Source organism: Vibrio sp. JZG10, from assembly GCF_054064075.1.
The window spans coordinates 19,044-38,300 of record NZ_JBSUGE010000022.1 but is presented as its reverse complement, the minus strand read 5'-3'; the positions used below and the strand labels follow the sequence as shown (position 1 = coordinate 38,300).

Below are 19,257 nucleotides of genomic sequence, written 5' to 3'. Positions count from 1 at the left end.
TATCCCCTAAAGACAGCCAAAGAGAACAACTCCCCGCGCTGACGAATTGTTATAGTATAACAATTTTGAAAAACTACAATAAAAAACCCCAGACAAAATTTGTCTGGGGTTGATAATGAGTTGTATGTAGGGGTGATGATTTAATGTGTTTGGCTACGTTTCCAAACCGTAAGCTCTATCCATACCGCTTCGAGTTCTTGAATTTCTTCTTCGGTTAATACGGCAAGAGACGATGTAACTTGAGGCAGTTTCGAGGTTTGCAATGCACGAATCTGCGAATAAAAGTCTTTTTTTAACTGTAATATAACTGAATCCACTGCGTGCACCTACTTAGTTCTTTTATTACTTCTCCAGCTCAAATCGTTGATTTTCTTTATACTGGAATCTTCATAAATTCGGAAAAATGATAACATTCTGTTTGTTATCTGCACGATTTATTTCCCATAGTGGAATAGTGGTCACATTATTGACGCTTTATCATTTTGATCGAAAATAGGATAAAAAAGATCAAAAGTAATAGAGGAAAGATCCACAACGCTGCTGTCGAATAATTAAATGGCGGCTGATACAAAACGATATTCCCATATCTCTGAACCAAATAATCTTTTACCTCTTGATCCGTACTTCCTTCGTTTACCATCGAGTACACTTTCAATCTTAAATCTTTAGCGGCTTGTGCATTAGATTCAACAAGGTTTTGGTTTTGACATTGTGGGCATCGCAAAGCCTTGGCTAATGCATTTGCTCTTTGTTGCAGTTCAACGGAATGAAATTCAAACAGATCAACATGCTGCGTAATTTGCTCTGCTTTGACCCAAGAAGAACACAAAGAAAACAAAACAATAATGAAGTAAGCATATTTAAAGTGAGACATTAAAATACCCCGAAAATAACGAGTTCCATTTGTCTATTGTTAACTTACCTCTATATTTGATCAAAACATTGCCATTTTGATCAATTAAGTAAGTTTCAGGTGTTCCTATTACACCAAGTTCAACCGCCAGTTGCCCATTAGGATCGGATATAACTTCGGTATATGGATTGTGTGAAGAGCTCAAATAGCGTTTAGCCGCGCTCTCTTTATCTCGATAGTTAAGACCAACGATGGGCACACCTTGTCGAGCTAAGTTGAGCAAATCATCATGTTCTTGTTTACAAACCCCACACCAAGACGCCCAAACATTCAATAGCACATAACCTTGATTTTCTAGTACTGCATCGGTAATTCGATTGCCTGAAATAAGTGAGTAAGCGGTAAAATCCGGGATAGATAACACACGATTTTGTTGTATCTCCACGTTTGGTCTATCGAACAATGCCATTGTCGCGGTGACAACAAAAATCGCAACTAACAATATGAGAACGATCAGTTTAAGCGTATTTTTCGATCTCATTACCTTTTCCCCTTCGATTCGTCATACTCCCCAAAGCACTTATTACGATTAAAGCGCCACCAAACCATATCCACCAGATACCCGCCCGATATTGCACTTTAATTGCGTAGGCGCTGTTGTCGAGCTTGTCACCCAAAGTGATGTAGTAGTCTCCATGCCATAGTGATCGAATAGCGGGCTCGGTCATATTCATCACGCGGACAGGGTAATGCCGTTTCTCGGGTTGAAAGTTCAGCGCCTTACCGCTCTCCAAATAAAGATCAACACTCCCCTGTTCTGCGGTGTAGTTCGGCCCAACTAACCATTCAATCCCGTGGTAATCAACGGTGATACCCGCTTTTTGATACGAGCTACCAGGCCCTGCCCGTAAGTTGTATTCATACGAATAGTCACTATTAAATACTGCCCCGCTTGCAGCCAACGCAAAGCCAACATGAGCAAGAAACATAGGCATTAATTTGCTCTTGTTTTCTGCACAAAACAGCAATAGCACATGAGAAACCACTACCCACGTCGCTAATACCAGAGTAATCAAAGTCGTTATATGAAGCTCTTTAGTAGCAAAAACGAAAATAGCGCTAACCGCAATAACATGAATACCGACAAACCCAATGGTTTTAACGGCATGAGGACTGGCTCCTTTCGTCCACTTCAACACGGGCATAAAGGCGAGAAAGGTCAGAGCAAGTAATGTAAGGGGAAAAACGAGGCTGTTAAAGTAAGGTGCCCCAACGGATATATTACCCAAGCCAAGCAGTTGATAAAGCATTGGGTAAAAGGTACCGAGGAAAACAATCGCCATACAAACAACGAGAAGTCCAATAGCGATGTATACCATGTAGGCACGACTTATTAACGAATCGAGCGTAAAACGAGGAATATGTAGCCCTCGCATAATGAGCACACCAAAGGTGACAATCACCAAAATGCTGAGAACAGCAAGAAGTACTACACCTTTGGTTGGATCAACCGCAAACGCGTGTACTGAGGTTAATACACCCGATCTCACCACAAATGTGCCGAGAATACTCAAACTGAACGTCGCAAAAGCCAATGCGTAGGTGCTCCAAATTGCTCCTTTATTACGCTTCGACAACACACCGCTATGCAGTAGTGCGGTACCCATTAACCAAGGCAGCAAAGACGCGTTTTCTACCGGGTCCCAAAACCACCACCCGCCCCAACCTAACTCATTGTATGCCCACCAAGAACCGATCAAAATTCCAATTGTTAGCGTACCCCAAGCAAAGAAAGCGGCACTACGGGCAACACCATACCATTCATTTATAGGTCGTTTCGCTAATAACGCAGCTAAGGCGAACGCCAGTATCGCGGCATAACCAACGTAACCCAAATACAACAGCGGTGGATGAATAATAAGCCCGATATCTTGCAACATCGGATTGAGATCTCGTCCCTCCAACGCTAGTGTCTGAGCATACTCAAAAGGATTGGACGTGGTGAGGGTAAACCAAGCGAAAATAGCAATAAGTAAGTTCATGATACCCAAGCAATCGCCTGTATATTGAGTGCAAACTGGCGACTTGATAGCAATAAAAGACGCCCATAAGCTCAACGTAACCACCCAAAACAACATAGACCCTTGATGGCCGCCCCAAGCAGCTGCAATCTTAAACGCGATAGGTAACTGGCTGTTCGAGTGTGTAACCACATACTCAAGCGCAAAATTATCCTGAATAAAACAGACTATCAAAAGCGCCAAACAAACTAAGGAGGCTAAGCTGATAATATGAGACGTTGCGGTTTGGTGTGGCAACACTCCCTTCTTCCGCAGCGTAAAGCAAACCCAATGCAGCAGCGTCGCACATGTCGATGCGACAGCCACCAATATCAACAAAAAGAAACCGAGCTCAGCCTCCATTTTGCCTCCTTACACGATGGTCATTTGACCGGCATAGAGAATGAAAGTACGCAGCATGAGTACGCCAACCAAACTCAACGTTGTGACCGCAAAAACGTAACTTCCCCTATGACGAACTTCAGAAGGCGTCAACCAATTAAGAGTCAAAGGCGTTATCATGCCGATGAGCACCACCCCAACCCAGAACCACTGAGCCCAGAACCCACTCGAAATGGCATTCCAAGCCGCGGCTTCATTTTGCCCGCCACTAAAGATAAGCCCAGTAAAGAATGTCACTAAGACAAACAGCTCAAACAATACTACTGGGCGTTCAAATCCGTGTACCCAAGACACACTTGGGCTGCTGGTCGACTCTTCAAACACCAAGATGCCGAACATCAAACATGCTGCTGCGCCAGATGACAAACTAGAGAATAGGAATAAGATTGGCAGTACTGGATTGTTTAGCATTGGGTAAGTCTTCAATGCAGACAATAAAAAGCCGGTGTATGCCGCAAGCACGATGGCTAAGAAGCCCAAGAATAATTCAATTGCGTTGTTGGCTTTCCCCGCCTTAATCAAAATGCCATCAGCAAAATCCAGCAGTTTGCTTGGTAACTTCCCTTCACAAAAGCTGATGATTTGATGGCGGAAGATAACGCCGATCCAAACAAACAGCACTAGCATGTACACTTGGAACAAGATCACGCCCATCGACATCACGGAAGTCGGGTTGTAGTAAATCATGATCTTCCAAAACTCAAGCGGTTTAGTTAAGTGGAAAATCAAAATCACTAAGCCAGAAATAATGCCAAATGGCGCTAGCCAAGCCATTGCTTTTATAATGCCATTGTTTGCGGGATCACCTTCAATCACTTTGCGTTTTAAATAGATAGAAATCATCACCGCACCTGCTGACATCCCAGCGAGGAATAAGTAAATCGCAATAATCCAATCCCAGACTAACGAGTCAAAGTGGAATGCACTTTCGAAGCCGTTCATGATGACACCTCCCCTTTGCTATGCGGAATTTTGTACAGTTTAGGCTGCGTACCTAAATGCGATTTATCGCGATAGACAACATGGCTTTCAATGGCTTTGCTCACCTCACTAGTTGGGTCATTCAAATCACCAAAAATGAGAGCTTTTGTTGGGCAAGATTCCACGCAAGCTGGCTGCTTACCTTGTGCTAGATTGGTATCACGGCAGAAGTTACATTTATCCGCAGAGTGATCGACTGGATTAAAGAAACGCACTTGGTAAGGGCAAGCCGCTAAGCAATAACCACATCCGACACATTTCTCTTTGTGTACATCCACAATGCCCGTCGTTTCATCTTTGTATGCTGCGCCTGTTGGGCACACATAGACACATGGTGGGTTATCGCAATGCTGACAGGATTCGCGAGTAAACTGGTATTCCACATCTGGGAATTTGCCAATCGGTTCACTGCGATGAATTTTAAGACGTGTCACGCCCTCAGGGACCTTGTTCACTTCTCGACAAGCATCGGTACAAGCGGTACAGCCAATACAAGCATTTTCATCATGAACCATACCCATGCGCTTTGCTTGTTTACTGTTGCTGGCATAAAGAGAAGAGCTAACAACGGAAGTGCCTGCAACGCCTGTAGTTAAAATCAACGCGCCGCTACCGGCTAAAAAGTTTCTTCTCGAACATTTCATGCTATCTCTCCTCTTCTTTGGCAAGTTCAGGTTCGACGGCAAATTCAGAGTGACAATCCACACACTGCTTGATCAGTTGTTTTCTGTCGTACGACAACGCTTTGGTTTTCGCTGCGTGTACATCGTGGCAATTTGAACAAGTGAGGTTTTTGGCGTGCACATCGTGCGTCCAGTGGCTTTCTCTCAGTTGTGTCGGTGCATGGCAATCCACACATTGGCTGTTGGCTTTAAGAATCATGCTTGGATCAAGGAACACTTTGTCGTGTACCTCTTTCGATTGCGCGGCAGAAAACTTAATCACATCAGGTGCCCCTTCACGATGGTCGGGACCAATGTTGCTATGGCAATTGGTGCAATTAAGTTGCTTCCCTTGGCTGAGTAGAGCTTGCGGGTCATGCGATAGATTCAGAGTATCTTTAGCATCCTTATGACATTGAAGACATTTATAGTCTCGGTCACGGATCAACTCGACTTGATGACGCTCAGCTCGAGCACCTTCAACTGGCTCTGAAGAAGTCGCATGGGCGGCGGTGAAAAAACCATAGATGGCAAAGATGAAGAGAAATTTCAGCATTGTCTCTATGGTCAATTTTATATTGCCCATATTTTTCTTTCCTTAGCTCGATAATAATTGATAACTGTTATCAACTATTATTTGAGCAACAATTAATTTCCTCTGAAGATATTTTTACACCTTCAAATGACATCAATTCTTATTTTGGAAAGCCACAACGCTAAACCTGTATTTATAATACCTCTATAATTCCTAAGAGGTAGAATCACATGTTCAAAAAGCGACCTTAATCACCTTATTTTTAGAATGGTTATACCCATAACACGCTGTGATTAAAGGGGATTACAACATACCACTTTAGGGGTATATAAACTTAAACATGATTAAGATCACTAGCATAAATTGATCTAAAACAAGGCCAATTTCGGTCACTATTTCATCTATTCAATTCACTATTAATATTAACGATAGATCTCCGATTCTTATTTGGAATAGCTCCTCACAACGCTGCTAATAAAAACGAATATGGAGATAACACCGTGAGCATAAAACACTGGATGAGCGCACCTATCGCGGTTGCGACCTTATTCGCCAGCCAATTATTTTTGGTTGGTGCTCCTTTGGCGGCTGAGGATACTGGTCTCATAGAGCCTCGCAATGATACCTTTGAACAAAACCATCCTGACCAATATCACTCTTGGAAAGCCACATCGGAAAGCGAGCATATTGAAGATGCCTTAAGTGAAGACCCAAACATGGTGATCTTGTGGGCTGGTTATGGTTTTGCTAAAGACTACAACAAAGCGCGCGGTCACTTTTACGCGCTTGATGATGTGAGGCAAACCCTCAGAACTGGCGCACCAGCAGACGAAAACTCCGGGCCAATGCCGATGGCTTGTTGGAGTTGTAAAAGCCCAGATGTCGCCCGCGTAATTGAAGAGCGCGGTGAAGACGGTTATTTCGAAGGTAAATGGGCACGCTTAGGCTCAGAAATCGTCAACCCTATCGGTTGCTCCGATTGCCACAACACGGGCTCTGAAGCCTTCAAGAAAGGCGAACCTGCGCTGGCACTGACTCGCCCATACGTCGAGCGTGCTTTTGATACTATTGGTAAAAACTTTGATGAACAGTCTCGCCTAGATAAGCAAGCATCGGTCTGCGCTCAATGTCATGTCGAGTACTACTTCACAGGTCAGACTAAAGCAGTCAAATTCCCATGGGACATGGGGACCAACGTCGCTGATATGGAGAAATACTACGACGCGTTGAACTTTAAAGATTGGACGCACGCCGTTTCTAAAGCACCAATGCTTAAGGCCCAACACCCAGGTTTCGAAACTTGGAGAGCGGGTATTCATGGCAAAAACAAAGTGGTGTGTGTGGACTGTCACATGCCTAAAGTAACCAAAGAAGACGGTACGGTATACACCGACCACAAAGTGGGTAACCCGTTTGATCGTTTTGAAGACACCTGTGCGCAATGCCATACTCAAACCAAAGAGCAGCTACAAGGCATCGTTTCGACTCGCAAAGCGCAAGTACTAAACATGAAGCTAACCGCCGAGAAGCAAATTGTGGCAGCGCACTTTGAAGCTGGTGCCGCATGGGAAGCAGGAGCAACAGAAGCAGAGATGCAACCTATCCTACAAGATATTCGCCATGCACAATGGCGTTGGGACTACGCGATTGCTTCTCACGGTGTTCACATGCATGCTCCTGAGGTAGCACTTGAGGTACTAGGCACTGCAGTTGACCGCGCTGCTGACGCTCGTACTAAGTTGGTTCGTTTATTAGCAACAAAAGGCATTACTGACCCTGTTCAAATTCCAGATATCTCGACCAAAGCAAAAGCGCAACAAGCACTAGGTATGGATATGGAGAAGATGAACGCAGATAAGAAGCACTTCTTAGAAACGGTGGCACCAGAATGGGATAAAGCAGCTGCTGAGCGCGAAGCAACGTACTGATCAGTATCGATTACACTAGGTTAAATGGATAAAACGAAGGGCGCACGTTGCGCCCTTTTTGTTTGATAGAAGGCAGAGGAAAACAGATTAGCGACGAGGAAGTCTCGGCCTAGGCTGAATATGTGGACGGGTTTTAGGCATCTGCACATTTGGGCGTGTAACTGGGCGCTGGATCTTCGTTTCCGGCAATGCTTTTCTTTGTTGAACCTTTTCTTTCACCGCTTTATCTTGTAAAGCCGTAGGCTCGATGCGCTCGGGGCGGTTCTCCCACTTGGTTTGAATCTCCTGCTTTTGCTCGTCAGGCAGCGATTGCCAATGATCGTCAAGCTGTCGCTTCATGTTATCGATATTGGCGGACATATCGTCGTCTTTCCAATCTTCGACTTTGTCTTTGATGGATTGCTGTTGCTCTTCATCCAAGCCATTCCACCACTCTTCCAGTTTCTCTTTATATTCATCTCCGTTGTCGCAACAACCCGGATAGTAATAAATCCAGTAATCGTCATGATCGTACCACCACGGTTCGTAGTAACCTGAAGAATAATAAACCGTAGAGGAAGAGCCAGAATGATTGGAAGAGCTACAACCCACTAACACGGAGCCGTACAGCACCACCAATATTCCGAACGCTTTATTCTTCATTCATCCCCCCACCTTTCTTCTACTACTAATTAGAGTCTACGCCTACAACAGCTCTTTAGCTTTATTGATCGAGTTAATAATTTGTACTCGATCCAAGCTTGGATCGTTAGAGTCGAGTAATAGCACCCAAGTATCAATGGCTTCCTGAAAGCGGAATGAAACAAAGTGGTCGTTGGCAATCAAAGACAAAGCCGCTTCATTGTGCGGTTCTATCTGCAAAGCTTGCTCCAAAAGCAAACTGACTTCTTGCGTCATTGATTGCTGGTGAATGTAGTATAAGGTCGTCGCTTTCGCAGCAAGTTGCGTGGCACCGACTGGCTCAGTCAGTTGGATTGCGTAATCAAAACAAATCAGCGCGCCATCCAGTTCTCCCTCTAGCAGGTAGCCCTGCCCTAGCTGAAACCACAATTCGGCATTGTTTGGGTCTTCACGCAATTGGTCTTGAATTTCCTGCATGATATCGCGAGCAGTCATCATTCGAGAGACTTCAGCTTGAATAGGTTGTGGAGGAGATTGACGCAACAATAAGAAGCTAGCGCTGGTTAACACTAGTACCAAAGCACAAAAACCGAACCATTGTGCCGCTCTTACTCTTGAAGCGCTTAGCGATAATACGACGACGAATAATCCCATCAAAGTGATGGCAATGAAAAACCAAACAGACATAACGCGCTCCCTAGACAAACTGAGTATTAGTGTACTGGTTTAATGCTTGTATTGCGTTGATAGAGGTACAAAAAAGCCGAGCAACTGAGGCTCGGCTTTTTACATTAGAATAGTGACGAAAGATTACTCTTCGTTACCTTCCTCTGCATCATCAGCGGCTGGCGCTTCTGGAGTATCTTGCTGCGTATTTTCGTCTGTTGACTCTAACGCTTCTGCTTCTTCACCAGCAGGCAGCTCTTCTTCATCAACTTCTTCAATACGTTGTAAACCAACAACAGATTCGTCTTCCGCAGTACGGATAAGCGTTACACCTTGCGTGTTACGACCAACCTGGCTAACTTCACCCACACGAGTACGTACTAGTGTACCAGCGTCGGTGATCATCATCATTTCATCACCCTCAACAACCTGGATAGCACCAACTACCGGGCCGTTTCGCTCAGAAACTTTGATAGAAACGACACCTTGAGTGCCTCGACCTTTTGTCGGGTACTCACTCAGCGCTGTACGTTTACCGTAACCGTTTTCTGTAACTGTTAGGATGTCGCCTTCGTGTGAAGGAACGATAAGTGATACAACTTGGTCATTTTCAGCCAGTTTCATACCACGCACACCAGAGGCGGTACGACCCATAGGACGAACACCTTTAAACTTGATCTCTGGCTGACCATTCTCATCAAGAACTGGCTTACCATTTTCGTCAAGTACTGGAATTTCTTCTGCTTCTTTAAAGCGAACCACTTTACCCGCTTTAGAGAACAGCATGATTTCGTTTTCGCCGTTAGTGATATCCACACCGATTAACGAATCGTCTTCACGTAGGTTTACCGCAATCAGACCATTTGAACGAACATTTGCAAACTGGTTCAACGGCGTTTTCTTAACCGTACCGTCACCTGTTGCCATGAAGATGAATTTGTCTTCAGAGAATTCATCAACACGCAGAATCGCGGTAATACGCTCACCTTCTTCTAGTGGAAGGATGTTCACAATTGGCTTACCACGAGCAGTGCGGCTCGCTAGAGGCAATTGGTAAACTTTCAGACGGTATGTTTTACCGCGAGTAGAGAAACACAAGATGTTATCGTGGGTATTCGCCACTAGAAGACGCTCGATATGGTCTTCATCTTTCATCTTGGTCGCACTCTTACCTTTACCACCACGGCGCTGTGACTCGTAGTCGCTCAGTACTTGGTACTTAACGTAACCACCGTGCGATAGAGTAACCACAACGTCTTCACGTGCGATCAGCTCTTCCATGTCGATATCATGGCTCGCAGCTGTGATTTCTGTACGACGAGCATCACCAAAGCCGTCACGAACCGCTTCAAGTTCTTCGCGGATCACTTCCATCAAACGCTCAGTGCTTGCAAGGATATGCATGAGCTCAGCGATTTCTTCTAGAAGTGTTTTGTATTCGCCAAGAATCTTCTCGTGTTCTAGACCTGTTAGTTTGTGTAGACGAAGATCTAGGATAGCTTGTGCTTGTTGCTCAGTCAGGAAGTACTGACCATCGCGAATGCCGTATTGAGGTTCTAGCCATTCAGGGCGTGCTGCATCTGTACCAGCACGCTCTAGCATTGCTGAAACGTTGCCTAAATCCCAACCACGAGCGATAAGACCCGCTTTTGCTTCAGCCGGTGTTGGCGCCTTACGGATAAGCTCAATGATTTCATCAATGTTGGCAAGCGCTAGCGCTAAACCTTCAAGGATGTGGGCACGTTCACGCGCTTTACGTAGTTCGAAAATAGTACGACGAGTCACAACTTCACGACGGTGATCAACGAAGCACTTCAACATATCTTTCAGGTTGAATAGCTGTGGTTGGCCATTGTTTAGGGCCACCATGTTGATACCGAAAGTGGTTTGCAACTGAGTCTGAGCGTATAGGTTGTTTAGAACCACTTCGCCCACAGCGTCGCGCTTACATTCAATAACAATACGCATACCGTCTTTATCTGACTCGTCGCGCAGTGCACTGATGCCTTCAACTTTCTTATCTTTAACTAGCTCAGCGATCTTTTCGATCAAGCGAGCTTTGTTTACCTGGTATGGGATCTCAGTGACGATGATGGTTTCTTTACCATTCTTCTCCACTTCGATGTCCGCTTTCGAACGCATGTAGATTTTGCCGCGACCTGTTTTGTACGCGTCTACAATGCCTTTACGACCGCTGATCAGCGCCGCCGTTGGGAAATCAGGACCAGGAATGTAATCCATTAGTTCATCAATAGTGATTTCTTCATTATTGATGTATGCAAGACAGCCATCGATCACTTCGCCAAGGTTATGAGGCGGGATGTTGGTTGCCATACCTACTGCGATACCAGAAGCACCGTTAACCAATAGGTTTGGAATTTTAGTTGGAAGAACCGCTGGGATCTGCTCAGTACCGTCGTAGTTTGGTACGTAGTCTACGGTCTCTTTGTCTAGGTCAGCCAATAGTTCGTGGGCAATTTTTGCCATTCGAACTTCGGTGTAACGCATTGCCGCAGCAGAGTCGCCATCGATAGAGCCAAAGTTACCTTGACCATCGACCAGCATGTAACGAAGCGAGAACGGTTGAGCCATACGTACGATTGTGTCGTACACAGCACTATCACCGTGTGGGTGATATTTACCGATTACGTCGCCGACAACACGGGCTGATTTTTTATATGGTTTGTTCCAATCGTTGCCTAGTACGTTCATCGCGAATAAAACGCGGCGGTGTACTGGTTTTAGGCCATCACGCACATCTGGAAGAGCACGACCCACGATGACTGACATCGCATAGTCTAGATATGAACCTCTAAGCTCATCTTCAATGTTTACGGGCGTGATCTCTTTAGCTAAATCGCTCATAGAGCCATTATCCCTCTATTATCTGATCGTAATTACGATACGTGTAAGGTGCAAAAATATAACACACAATTCATCACTTCGGCATCACTTTCCCTCTCCTTTTATCAGGTTGTGAGCTTGGTTATGAATCAAATGTCGAGAATTTGCACACTCATCCCATATCTTTCTGATTAGTGGTTATATTTCGGTCAATATTGAGCAAAATCGGACTCTGTACGTATGGAACTTAGTTGAAATCGTTAATCCCAATATATCCACACAACGTCAAAAATGCCGGTTTTAGAGTATTGTCACTGGCACTAGTTCAAGGATGAACCAAAAACATGCAAGCCCTTTCAAAGTTACAGGAGCCTGTTGTTGCCGCACCAGTGAACTCTGTCATTGTCCCTTCACTAAGCACGTCGAGGTTGTTTGGTTATAAAACGTTGGAGTATACTGACGCCCTCTAAAGGACTCAGATTGAATGCAATAAAACCAATTATGACTAAAGCACAAAATGTCGACCCAAGTGAAATTAAGAAATTCGAGGACATGGCTTCTCGATGGTGGGATTTAGAAGGCGAGTTTAAGCCACTTCATCAAATTAACCCACTTCGTTTGAACTATGTACTTGAAAAAGCAAATGGCTTGTTTGGCAAGCGCGCACTTGATGTCGGCTGTGGTGGTGGCATTCTTGCTGAAAGCATGGCGAAAGAAGGCGCTATTGTGACTGGACTTGATATGGGCAAAGAACCTTTAGAAGTCGCACGACTACATGCATTAGAAACAGGTACTCAACTGACCTACATTCAGAGCACAATAGAAGACCACGCTATAGAAAACGCAGGGACTTACGATGTCGTGACTTGTATGGAGATGCTTGAACACGTTCCAGATCCTCTCTCCGTTATCCGATCTTGTGCTGCGCTAGTAAAACCTGGTGGTCACGTGTTTTTCTCAACCTTGAACCGAAACATCAAGTCATACTTGTTTGCTATTGTCGGTGCAGAGAAGCTTCTTAAGATTGTTCCTGAGGGGACTCACGAGCACGAGAAGTTTATCAAGCCTGCCGAAATGATGAAGATGATAGACCAAACAGACCTGACGGAAATGGGCATTACGGGGCTTCATTACACCCCTCTAAATGACAGCTACAAACTCGGTCGTAATGTAGATGTAAACTACATCGTTCATACTAAAAAATACTGAACGCTATTAAGTTAAAAAATGTGTTTTGTGATTGACATTTTTTGTAGAAAATGAATCGAAAGCGGTAGCACAAAGTTGCCGCTTTTTTTGTCTTTTTATGCCTAAAATTCGTGCTCTAGATTCCATTTTAACCAACCTATTTTTCGTAGATAAAAACGGCCAAAGATCAAGGAAAATATTTTTGCATGCGGTTATTTCTAAACCGATCTCAAAACCGTGCTTTTAACCATTCAAGTCTGCCCTTTTCTCATCGGTTAGTGTTCACTTACTGATTTTTTTCATTTTGTCAGTTATCCACAAGTCATCCCCGATCTGTACCTTGATAAATCAGTGTAATAGCACTATCTTGTAACCCGCAAACAAATGAACCCCTATATGTTGTGTTTAAGCGACAATATATAGATAGACTTTGATCACAAAGCCGCCGCAAGCTTTACTCATATTGCACATAAACAAACAAAAATACGGCTTTTATCAGTTTTCTTAGGGAAATAAAGCAGAATGAACCAACAACTTACCGTCACCAAGCGTGATGGCCGTAAAGAAAGTATCGATCTGGATAAAATCCACCGCGTTATCACTTGGGCTGCAGAAGGTCTAGATAATGTTTCGGTTTCTCAAGTAGAACTTCGCGCTCACATCCAGTTTTACGACGGCATCACAACGACAGATATTCACGAGACAATCATCAAGTCTGCGGCAGACCTGATCTCTGAAGAGACTCCGGATTACCAATACCTAGCTGCTCGCCTAGCGGTATTCCATCTGCGTAAAAAAGCGTATGGCCAATACGAGCCACCAACGCTTTATGATCACGTGTCTCGCCTCGTCGATATGGGTAAGTACGATCAACATATTCTAGAAGACTACACAAAAGCAGAACTCGACGAACTTGATGCGTACATCGACCATAAACGCGACCTAAACTTCTCATACGCGGCAGTTAAGCAGCTAGAGGGCAAGTACTTCGTACAAAACCGTGTAACGGGCCAAATTTACGAAAGTGCTCAGTTCTTATATATCCTTGTAGCAGCGTGCCTATTTGCGAAATATCCAAAAGCAACGCGTCTTGATTACATCAAGCGTTTCTACGATGCGACATCGACATTTAAGATTTCTCTACCTACGCCAATTATGTCTGGCGTGCGTACCCCTACTCGCCAGTTCAGCTCATGTGTTCTGATCGAGTGTGGCGACAGTCTTGATTCTATCAACGCAACAGCAAGCTCAATTGTTCGTTACGTATCTCAGCGCGCTGGTATTGGTATCAACGCTGGTCGTATCCGTGCATTAGGTTCAGAGATTCGCGGTGGTGAAGCGTTCCACACTGGCTGTATCCCGTTCTACAAATACTTCCAAACCGCAGTAAAATGTTGTTCGCAAGGTGGTGTTCGTGGTGGCGCAGCGACTGTATTCTACCCAATGTGGCACGGCGAAGCTCGCTCTCTAATGGTGCTTAAAAACAACCGTGGTGTTGAAGAGAACCGTGTTCGTCACATGGACTACGGTGTTCAGTTAAACAAACTGATGTACCAACGTTTAGTTGAGGGTGGCAACATCACACTATTCTCACCTTCAGACGTACCGGGTCTATACGACGCATTCTTCGAAAACCAAGAAGAGTTTGAGCGTCTATACGTGAAGTACGAGAACGATCCTTCAATCAAGAAAGAAACGGTTAAAGCGATTGAAATGTTCACTCTGCTAATGCAAGAGCGTGCATCAACAGGTCGTATCTACATTCAGAACGTGGACCACTGTAATACTCACAGCCCATTTGATTCTGAAGTAGCGCCAGTTCGTCAATCGAACCTATGTCTAGAAATCGCACTGCCAACGAAGCCATTAACTAACGTTGAAGATGACTCGGGCGAGATCGCACTATGTACGCTTTCTGCCTTCAACCTTGGTGCTATCAAGTCTCTAGATGATTTCGAAGAGCTATCTGATCTTGTTGTTCGTGCGCTAGATGCACTGCTTGATTATCAAGATTACCCTCTACCAGCGGCATACAAATCGACGATGAACCGTCGTACGCTAGGTGTTGGTGTGATCAACTTCGCTTATTACTTAGCGAAACATGGCGTGAAATACTCTGACGGTAGCGCAAATGGCCTGACTCACCGTACGTTCGAAGCAATGCAGTACTACCTACTAAAAGCATCGGTAGAACTGGCGAAAGAGCAAGGCAAGTGCCCTTCATTCGACGAAACGAACTACGCGAAAGGCTTACTGCCGATTGATACGTACAAGAAAGATATCGACCTAATTTGTGACGAAGCGCTGCACTACGACTGGGACAGCCTACGTAAAGAAATTATGGAGCACGGCCTACGTAACTCAACACTGACTGCGCTAATGCCTTCTGAGACTTCTTCTCAGATTTCAAACGCCACTAACGGTATTGAGCCACCACGTGGTTATGTTTCAGTAAAAGCTTCGAAAGACGGTATTCTGAAGCAAGTTGTACCTGAGTTCACTGAACTTAAAGACAACTATGAACTGCTTTGGAACATCGGTTCGAACGACGGTTACCTACATCTTGTGGGTATTATGCAGAAGTTTGTTGACCAAGCTATCTCTGCTAATACTAACTACGACCCGTCACGTTACGAGACTGGCAAGGTACCAATGAAGAAACTACTTCAAGACCTGCTAACAGCGTACAAGTTTGGTGTGAAAACGCTTTACTACCATAACACTCGTGATGGCGCAAAAGATGAACAGAAAGACGCTGTTCAACCACAAGATGACGATTGTGCTGGCGGCGGTTGTAAGATTTAATCTACCCGCACCTAACACTCCGTAAAGACAGACTATCGATAACCTCCCCTTATGGGGAGGTTTAAAAGGAATTGAGGCATTATGGCTTACAGTACTTTTAACCAAAAAAAGAATGACCAATTGAAGGAACCAATGTTCCTAGGTCAATCAGTAAACGTTGCACGCTACGACCAACAAAAGTTTGAGATTTTCGAAAAGCTTATCGAGAAACAACTTTCTTTCAATTTGTGACATAAAAACTCACACAAATGCAATGTGAGTAACTAAATCACTTTAAAAACAGAGATTAAAGACCCCAAAAATTTATGTGACACTCACATAAATCCCAAAATACAAACAAAAATCGATTTATGTGAAACATACTAAAGGAGTAAATTTTGAAATACTCAACTTTCAATACAACTAAAAATGACCAACTAAAGGAACCTATGTTCTTCGGTCAAAATGTAAATGTCGCTCGATACGACCAAGAGAAATATAAAGCAATATCTTCGATTACTGAGAAGGCACTTAGCTTTTTCTGGAGACCAGAAGAAATTGATGTCAGTCAAGATAGGATCGATTACCAAAACTTACCAGATCATGAGAAACACATTTTCATATCCAACTTGAAATATCAAACCTTGTTGGATTCTATTCAAGGGAGAAGCCCAAACGTCGCACTTCTTCCTATCGTTAGTATTCCTGAGCTTGAAACTTGGATAGAAACTTGGTCTTTCTACGAAACGATTCACTCAAGATCCTACACGCACATAATCCGCAACATTATCAACGACCCTTCAATTGTATTCGATGATATTGTTGAGAATGAAGAAATTAAGAAACGTGCTGTTAGTGTCTCCAAATACTATGACGATCTGATCGAGTCAGTACAGCAATACCAACTCCTAGGATTAGGTTCACACGAAGTTAACGGTGAAAAAATCGTAGTTTCACTTCATGGCTTAAAGAAAAAACTTTACCTATGTTTGATGTCAGTAAACATCCTTGAAGCGATCCGATTCTATGTTAGTTTTGCCTGCTCATTTGCGTTTGCAGAGCGAGAACTGATGGAAGGTAATGCAAAAATCATTAAGCTTATTGCTCGCGATGAAGCTCTGCACTTGTCTAGCACACAGCACATGATCAATATTCTTCGTAATGGACAAGATGGACTTGAGTACATTCAAATTGCAGAAGAATGTAAAGAAGAATCGCAACAAATGTTTGTTGATGCAGCCAAACAAGAGAAAGAGTGGGCAGAATACTTGTTCAAAGATGGATCAATGATTGGTCTAAACAAAGAAATCTTGTGTCAGTATGTCGAATACATTACGAATATTCGTATGCAAGCCGTTGGTTTAAAACCCGCATTCCCTGATGCCACAAGTAATCCAATTCCTTGGATCAATTCATGGCTTTCATCGGATAACGTTCAAGTGGCACCACAAGAATCAGAAATAAGCTCTTACTTAGTCGGTCAAATTGATAGCGCCATCGACGCTGATGACTTCAAAGGTTTTGAACTGTAATGAAACATATAACCTTCAATGAAAAGAAGGTCGTATCAAATCATGATGAAGTAATTCTAGATGTTTTAGATTTGCATAATTTAGATGCTGAATCTCAATGTAGGAACGGTTTTTGTGGCGCGTGTCGATGTAAATTAATATCAGGTCGCGTGAAGTATATCAACGAACCAATTGCCTATTTTGAAGAAGGAGAAATCCTTCCTTGTATCTCAATTGCTGAATCTGATGTTGTTTTAGTCACCAGTTAGATAGAACTCTAGGAGGTGATGATTTTCACATAGCGAAATCATCACCAATTCCTATGGTTAGTTCTCACTACTTAATCAGCAATGATATTAGTCATCTTTGTGATTATTTACTCGTTTAGTTATGTAATCAGTCTGCTTTTTATAGGAGAAAACAAATAAAACTAGTATCAAAAATACTAAAACCTCTTTCCACCATGTTTTTAACCATGACAACTCAGGAACGACATGCTCGTATAACATTGTTAAGGCTAGGCAAAAAAACATTGAGCATAACGTTCTGTACATATTATTGGCTTCTGAAAGTATAGGGATCAAGGGATCTGCCTTTGATGCAGTAACATACTTGCCATAGTCTGCAAAGTTAAGGATGTGACACTTTTTTAGAATAGGCTCAACAATGATTGACCCGATACGGCTAATGATAAGTCCGATGAAATAGTAAAGAAAGACACCAATAACAATATCTTTTTGGATGAGACTGTAGCTTGAAACTTTTTCCAAAATTGCCACATAAACAATCCCTGGAAAAAGATAATTGAACAAATTATAAGAAGACAGTTTATCTAGTAACTCTTTCATTGTAATTGCCATCGATTTAGAGAAATAAGGATACTGAAAGCATAGCACTTAAGGCTATCTTATACACGACCTGTAATGAATACTTCTTGAAGTTTTATTTAATAGGTTATTTCGTCAACAAGTGACATCTAATAACAAAACTATGTGAATTTAAAATATAGAAAAATATACAGCATATTTATGCTTTAAAGGAGGCTCTATGAGTGATTTTATAAAATACCTACCTGTCGGCAATGGTGACAGCATTTTAATTAAGTCTGGAACGAAAACAGTCCTAACTGACATTAAGTACTGCGCTCCATGTGATGATGCTTATGATATATCCAAAGATATAAAAGATGCTTGTAGTAATAATCATTTGAATTACTTCATTTCGACTCACCAAGATAAAGACCATGTTCTAGGCTTTACGGAACTGTTCCATTGTGGAAAGCCAGAAAGCTGGAAGAAAGATGAAGGGAAAATATTGGTAGACGAAATCGTATGCTCCAAGCGTGCTTTAAGTGAAGAGTCAACAGATGCCTCCAAAGATGTCCTTAAAGAAATTAAACGAAGAAACAAATTGACTGGCTCTGAACGATGTAAGGATGGTAATCGACTATTAATTGTTGCTGAAGGAGACAGCATCGAAGTAGGGACTAGACTAAAGGGTAAAGTTCTTTCACCCAATTGTGATGAAGTTGATGGCGAAAGCAGAAACAACAGCAGCGTTGTCATTAGCTGGGCGTATCAAACCTCATCGGACTCCACTAAAACTAAGATTCTACTTGGTGGTGACGCTGAGTGTGAAGTTTGGGAGCGTTTAGATGATGATTATGGTTCTGATGATTTAGGTTGGAACTTATGTACAGCTCCTCATCATTGTAGTATGACGCCTTTTGCATCTAAAGAAGATGTTCAAGATAAAGATGCTGATTACATCGATAATGAAAAAGCGATAAGTGCTCTGAGCCATCGTTTAGGTAGTGCTTTTGTCGTATCGTCATCTAAAGAGATTAAACGTAATGATGATAACCCACCACATTACAAAGCGAAAAATAAATGGTTAAACATTCTAAAGAAATCAGCAACCGATGAGACAGCAAAAGATCGGTTTTATTGTACTTCGACTCACAATGAAGGCAAAGCTGCTCCTGTTTGCTTTATATTAAATGATAAGGGCATTCGGTTGGAGAAAAAGAACTCAAACAGTAAAACAAAATCTGCTGCATTGAGCACTACCACCAAGTATGGGTGAAATTAGTAGAAAGGTTTCACTATAGCTATTAGGTAGATACGATAGGTTGTACTCCGCATAATTGCGATCTTATTAATTTTAGGCGCAAGATCGGCTCTTAGAGATCTACCTACTTTAGCCAATGTCAGTATTAATAG

At 43.1% G+C, this 19,257-nt stretch carries 18 protein-coding genes; 7 read left to right on the top strand and 11 right to left on the bottom strand.

Translation table 11 applies throughout. From position 1 onward, the window contains the following. Positions 1-140: 140 nt before the first annotated feature. From ACWYVB_RS20085 to nrfB, 7 genes are all read right to left on the bottom strand, one after another. Positions 141-317 (bottom strand): hypothetical protein, encoded by a 177-nt coding sequence (locus ACWYVB_RS20085; protein WP_005394761.1) that lies wholly within the window; start codon positions 315-317, stop codon positions 141-143. Positions 318-463: 146 nt separating this feature from the next. Further along, positions 464-874, bottom strand: a complete 411-nt coding sequence (gene nrfF, locus ACWYVB_RS20080) for a heme lyase NrfEFG subunit NrfF (RefSeq protein WP_005394762.1) — start codon at positions 872-874, stop codon at positions 464-466. Further along, positions 861-1,394 carry a DsbE family thiol:disulfide interchange protein gene (locus ACWYVB_RS20075; RefSeq protein ID WP_457529910.1) on the bottom strand — a complete coding sequence of 178 codons (534 nt, stop codon included), beginning with the start codon at positions 1,392-1,394 and terminating at the stop codon, positions 861-863. The genes nrfF and ACWYVB_RS20075 overlap by 14 nt, the downstream gene beginning before the upstream one ends. Continuing rightward, positions 1,372-3,276: a heme lyase CcmF/NrfE family subunit gene (locus tag ACWYVB_RS20070; protein WP_085343485.1), complete on the bottom strand. Its 1,905-nt coding sequence runs from the start codon at positions 3,274-3,276 to the stop codon at positions 1,372-1,374. Before ACWYVB_RS20070 ends, ACWYVB_RS20075 begins: the two co-directional genes overlap by 23 nt. Before the next feature lie 9 nt (positions 3,277-3,285). Further along, positions 3,286-4,257: a cytochrome c nitrite reductase subunit NrfD gene (nrfD, locus tag ACWYVB_RS20065; protein ID WP_301640048.1), complete on the bottom strand. Its 972-nt coding sequence runs from the start codon at positions 4,255-4,257 to the stop codon at positions 3,286-3,288. Next, entirely contained in the window at positions 4,254-4,940 is a 687-nt protein-coding gene (gene nrfC / locus ACWYVB_RS20060; protein WP_257896802.1) for a cytochrome c nitrite reductase Fe-S protein, read from the bottom strand. The genes nrfD and nrfC overlap by 4 nt, the downstream gene beginning before the upstream one ends. Position 4,941: 1 nt before the next feature. Continuing rightward, positions 4,942-5,544, bottom strand: coding sequence for a cytochrome c nitrite reductase pentaheme subunit (gene nrfB / locus ACWYVB_RS20055; RefSeq protein WP_256949198.1), 603 nt, complete (start codon positions 5,542-5,544; stop codon positions 4,942-4,944). Positions 5,545-6,011: 467 nt separating this feature from the next. On the opposite strand from nrfB, the gene nrfA reads away from it, so the two are divergent. Next, positions 6,012-7,421: an ammonia-forming nitrite reductase cytochrome c552 subunit gene (nrfA, locus tag ACWYVB_RS20050; protein WP_457529938.1), complete on the top strand. Its 1,410-nt coding sequence runs from the start codon at positions 6,012-6,014 to the stop codon at positions 7,419-7,421. A gap of 87 nt (positions 7,422-7,508) precedes the next feature. Here nrfA and ACWYVB_RS20045 read toward each other — a convergent pair whose 3' ends face one another. From ACWYVB_RS20045 to gyrA, 3 genes are all read right to left on the bottom strand, one after another. After that, entirely contained in the window at positions 7,509-8,063 is a 555-nt protein-coding gene (locus tag ACWYVB_RS20045; protein ID WP_258651771.1) for a hypothetical protein, read from the bottom strand. A gap of 42 nt (positions 8,064-8,105) precedes the next feature. Further along, on the bottom strand, positions 8,106-8,729 hold the full coding sequence (locus ACWYVB_RS20040) for a TPR domain-containing protein (protein ID WP_085343491.1): 624 nt from the start codon (positions 8,727-8,729) through the stop codon (positions 8,106-8,108). A 123-nt stretch (positions 8,730-8,852) separates the two neighbouring features. Continuing rightward, positions 8,853-11,573: a DNA topoisomerase (ATP-hydrolyzing) subunit A gene (gene gyrA, locus ACWYVB_RS20035; RefSeq protein ID WP_085343492.1), complete on the bottom strand. Its 2,721-nt coding sequence runs from the start codon at positions 11,571-11,573 to the stop codon at positions 8,853-8,855. Between the two features lie 480 nt (positions 11,574-12,053). Between gyrA and ubiG the strand changes: the two genes are divergently transcribed. The 5 genes from ubiG (at position 12,054) to yfaE (ending at position 17,304) form a co-directional block, all read left to right on the top strand. Then, positions 12,054-12,761, top strand: a complete 708-nt coding sequence (ubiG, locus tag ACWYVB_RS20030) for a bifunctional 2-polyprenyl-6-hydroxyphenol methylase/3-demethylubiquinol 3-O-methyltransferase UbiG (protein ID WP_457529905.1) — start codon at positions 12,054-12,056, stop codon at positions 12,759-12,761. 501 nt (positions 12,762-13,262) lie between these two features. Further along, entirely contained in the window at positions 13,263-15,545 is a 2,283-nt protein-coding gene (nrdA, locus tag ACWYVB_RS20025) for a class 1a ribonucleoside-diphosphate reductase subunit alpha (protein WP_005394788.1), read from the top strand. 81 nt (positions 15,546-15,626) lie between these two features. Continuing rightward, positions 15,627-15,776 carry a ferritin family protein gene (locus tag ACWYVB_RS20020; protein ID WP_074191521.1) on the top strand — a complete coding sequence of 50 codons (150 nt, stop codon included), beginning with the start codon at positions 15,627-15,629 and terminating at the stop codon, positions 15,774-15,776. Between the two features lie 146 nt (positions 15,777-15,922). Further along, complete coding sequence (gene nrdB / locus ACWYVB_RS20015; RefSeq protein ID WP_140167530.1) at positions 15,923-17,056, top strand: class Ia ribonucleoside-diphosphate reductase subunit beta; 1,134 nt, start codon at positions 15,923-15,925, stop codon at positions 17,054-17,056. Continuing rightward, complete coding sequence (gene yfaE, locus ACWYVB_RS20010; RefSeq protein WP_074191523.1) at positions 17,056-17,304, top strand: class I ribonucleotide reductase maintenance protein YfaE; 249 nt, start codon at positions 17,056-17,058, stop codon at positions 17,302-17,304. The genes nrdB and yfaE overlap by 1 nt, the downstream gene beginning before the upstream one ends. A gap of 87 nt (positions 17,305-17,391) precedes the next feature. Here the strand turns inward: yfaE and ACWYVB_RS20005 are convergent, their stop codons facing one another. Beyond that, entirely contained in the window at positions 17,392-17,883 is a 492-nt protein-coding gene (locus tag ACWYVB_RS20005) for a hypothetical protein (RefSeq protein WP_074191524.1), read from the bottom strand. A 199-nt stretch (positions 17,884-18,082) separates the two neighbouring features. Between ACWYVB_RS20005 and ACWYVB_RS20000 the strand changes: the two genes are divergently transcribed. After that, positions 18,083-19,120: a ComEC/Rec2 family competence protein gene (locus ACWYVB_RS20000; protein ID WP_140167531.1), complete on the top strand. Its 1,038-nt coding sequence runs from the start codon at positions 18,083-18,085 to the stop codon at positions 19,118-19,120. The last annotated feature ends 137 nt before the right edge of the window (positions 19,121-19,257 follow it).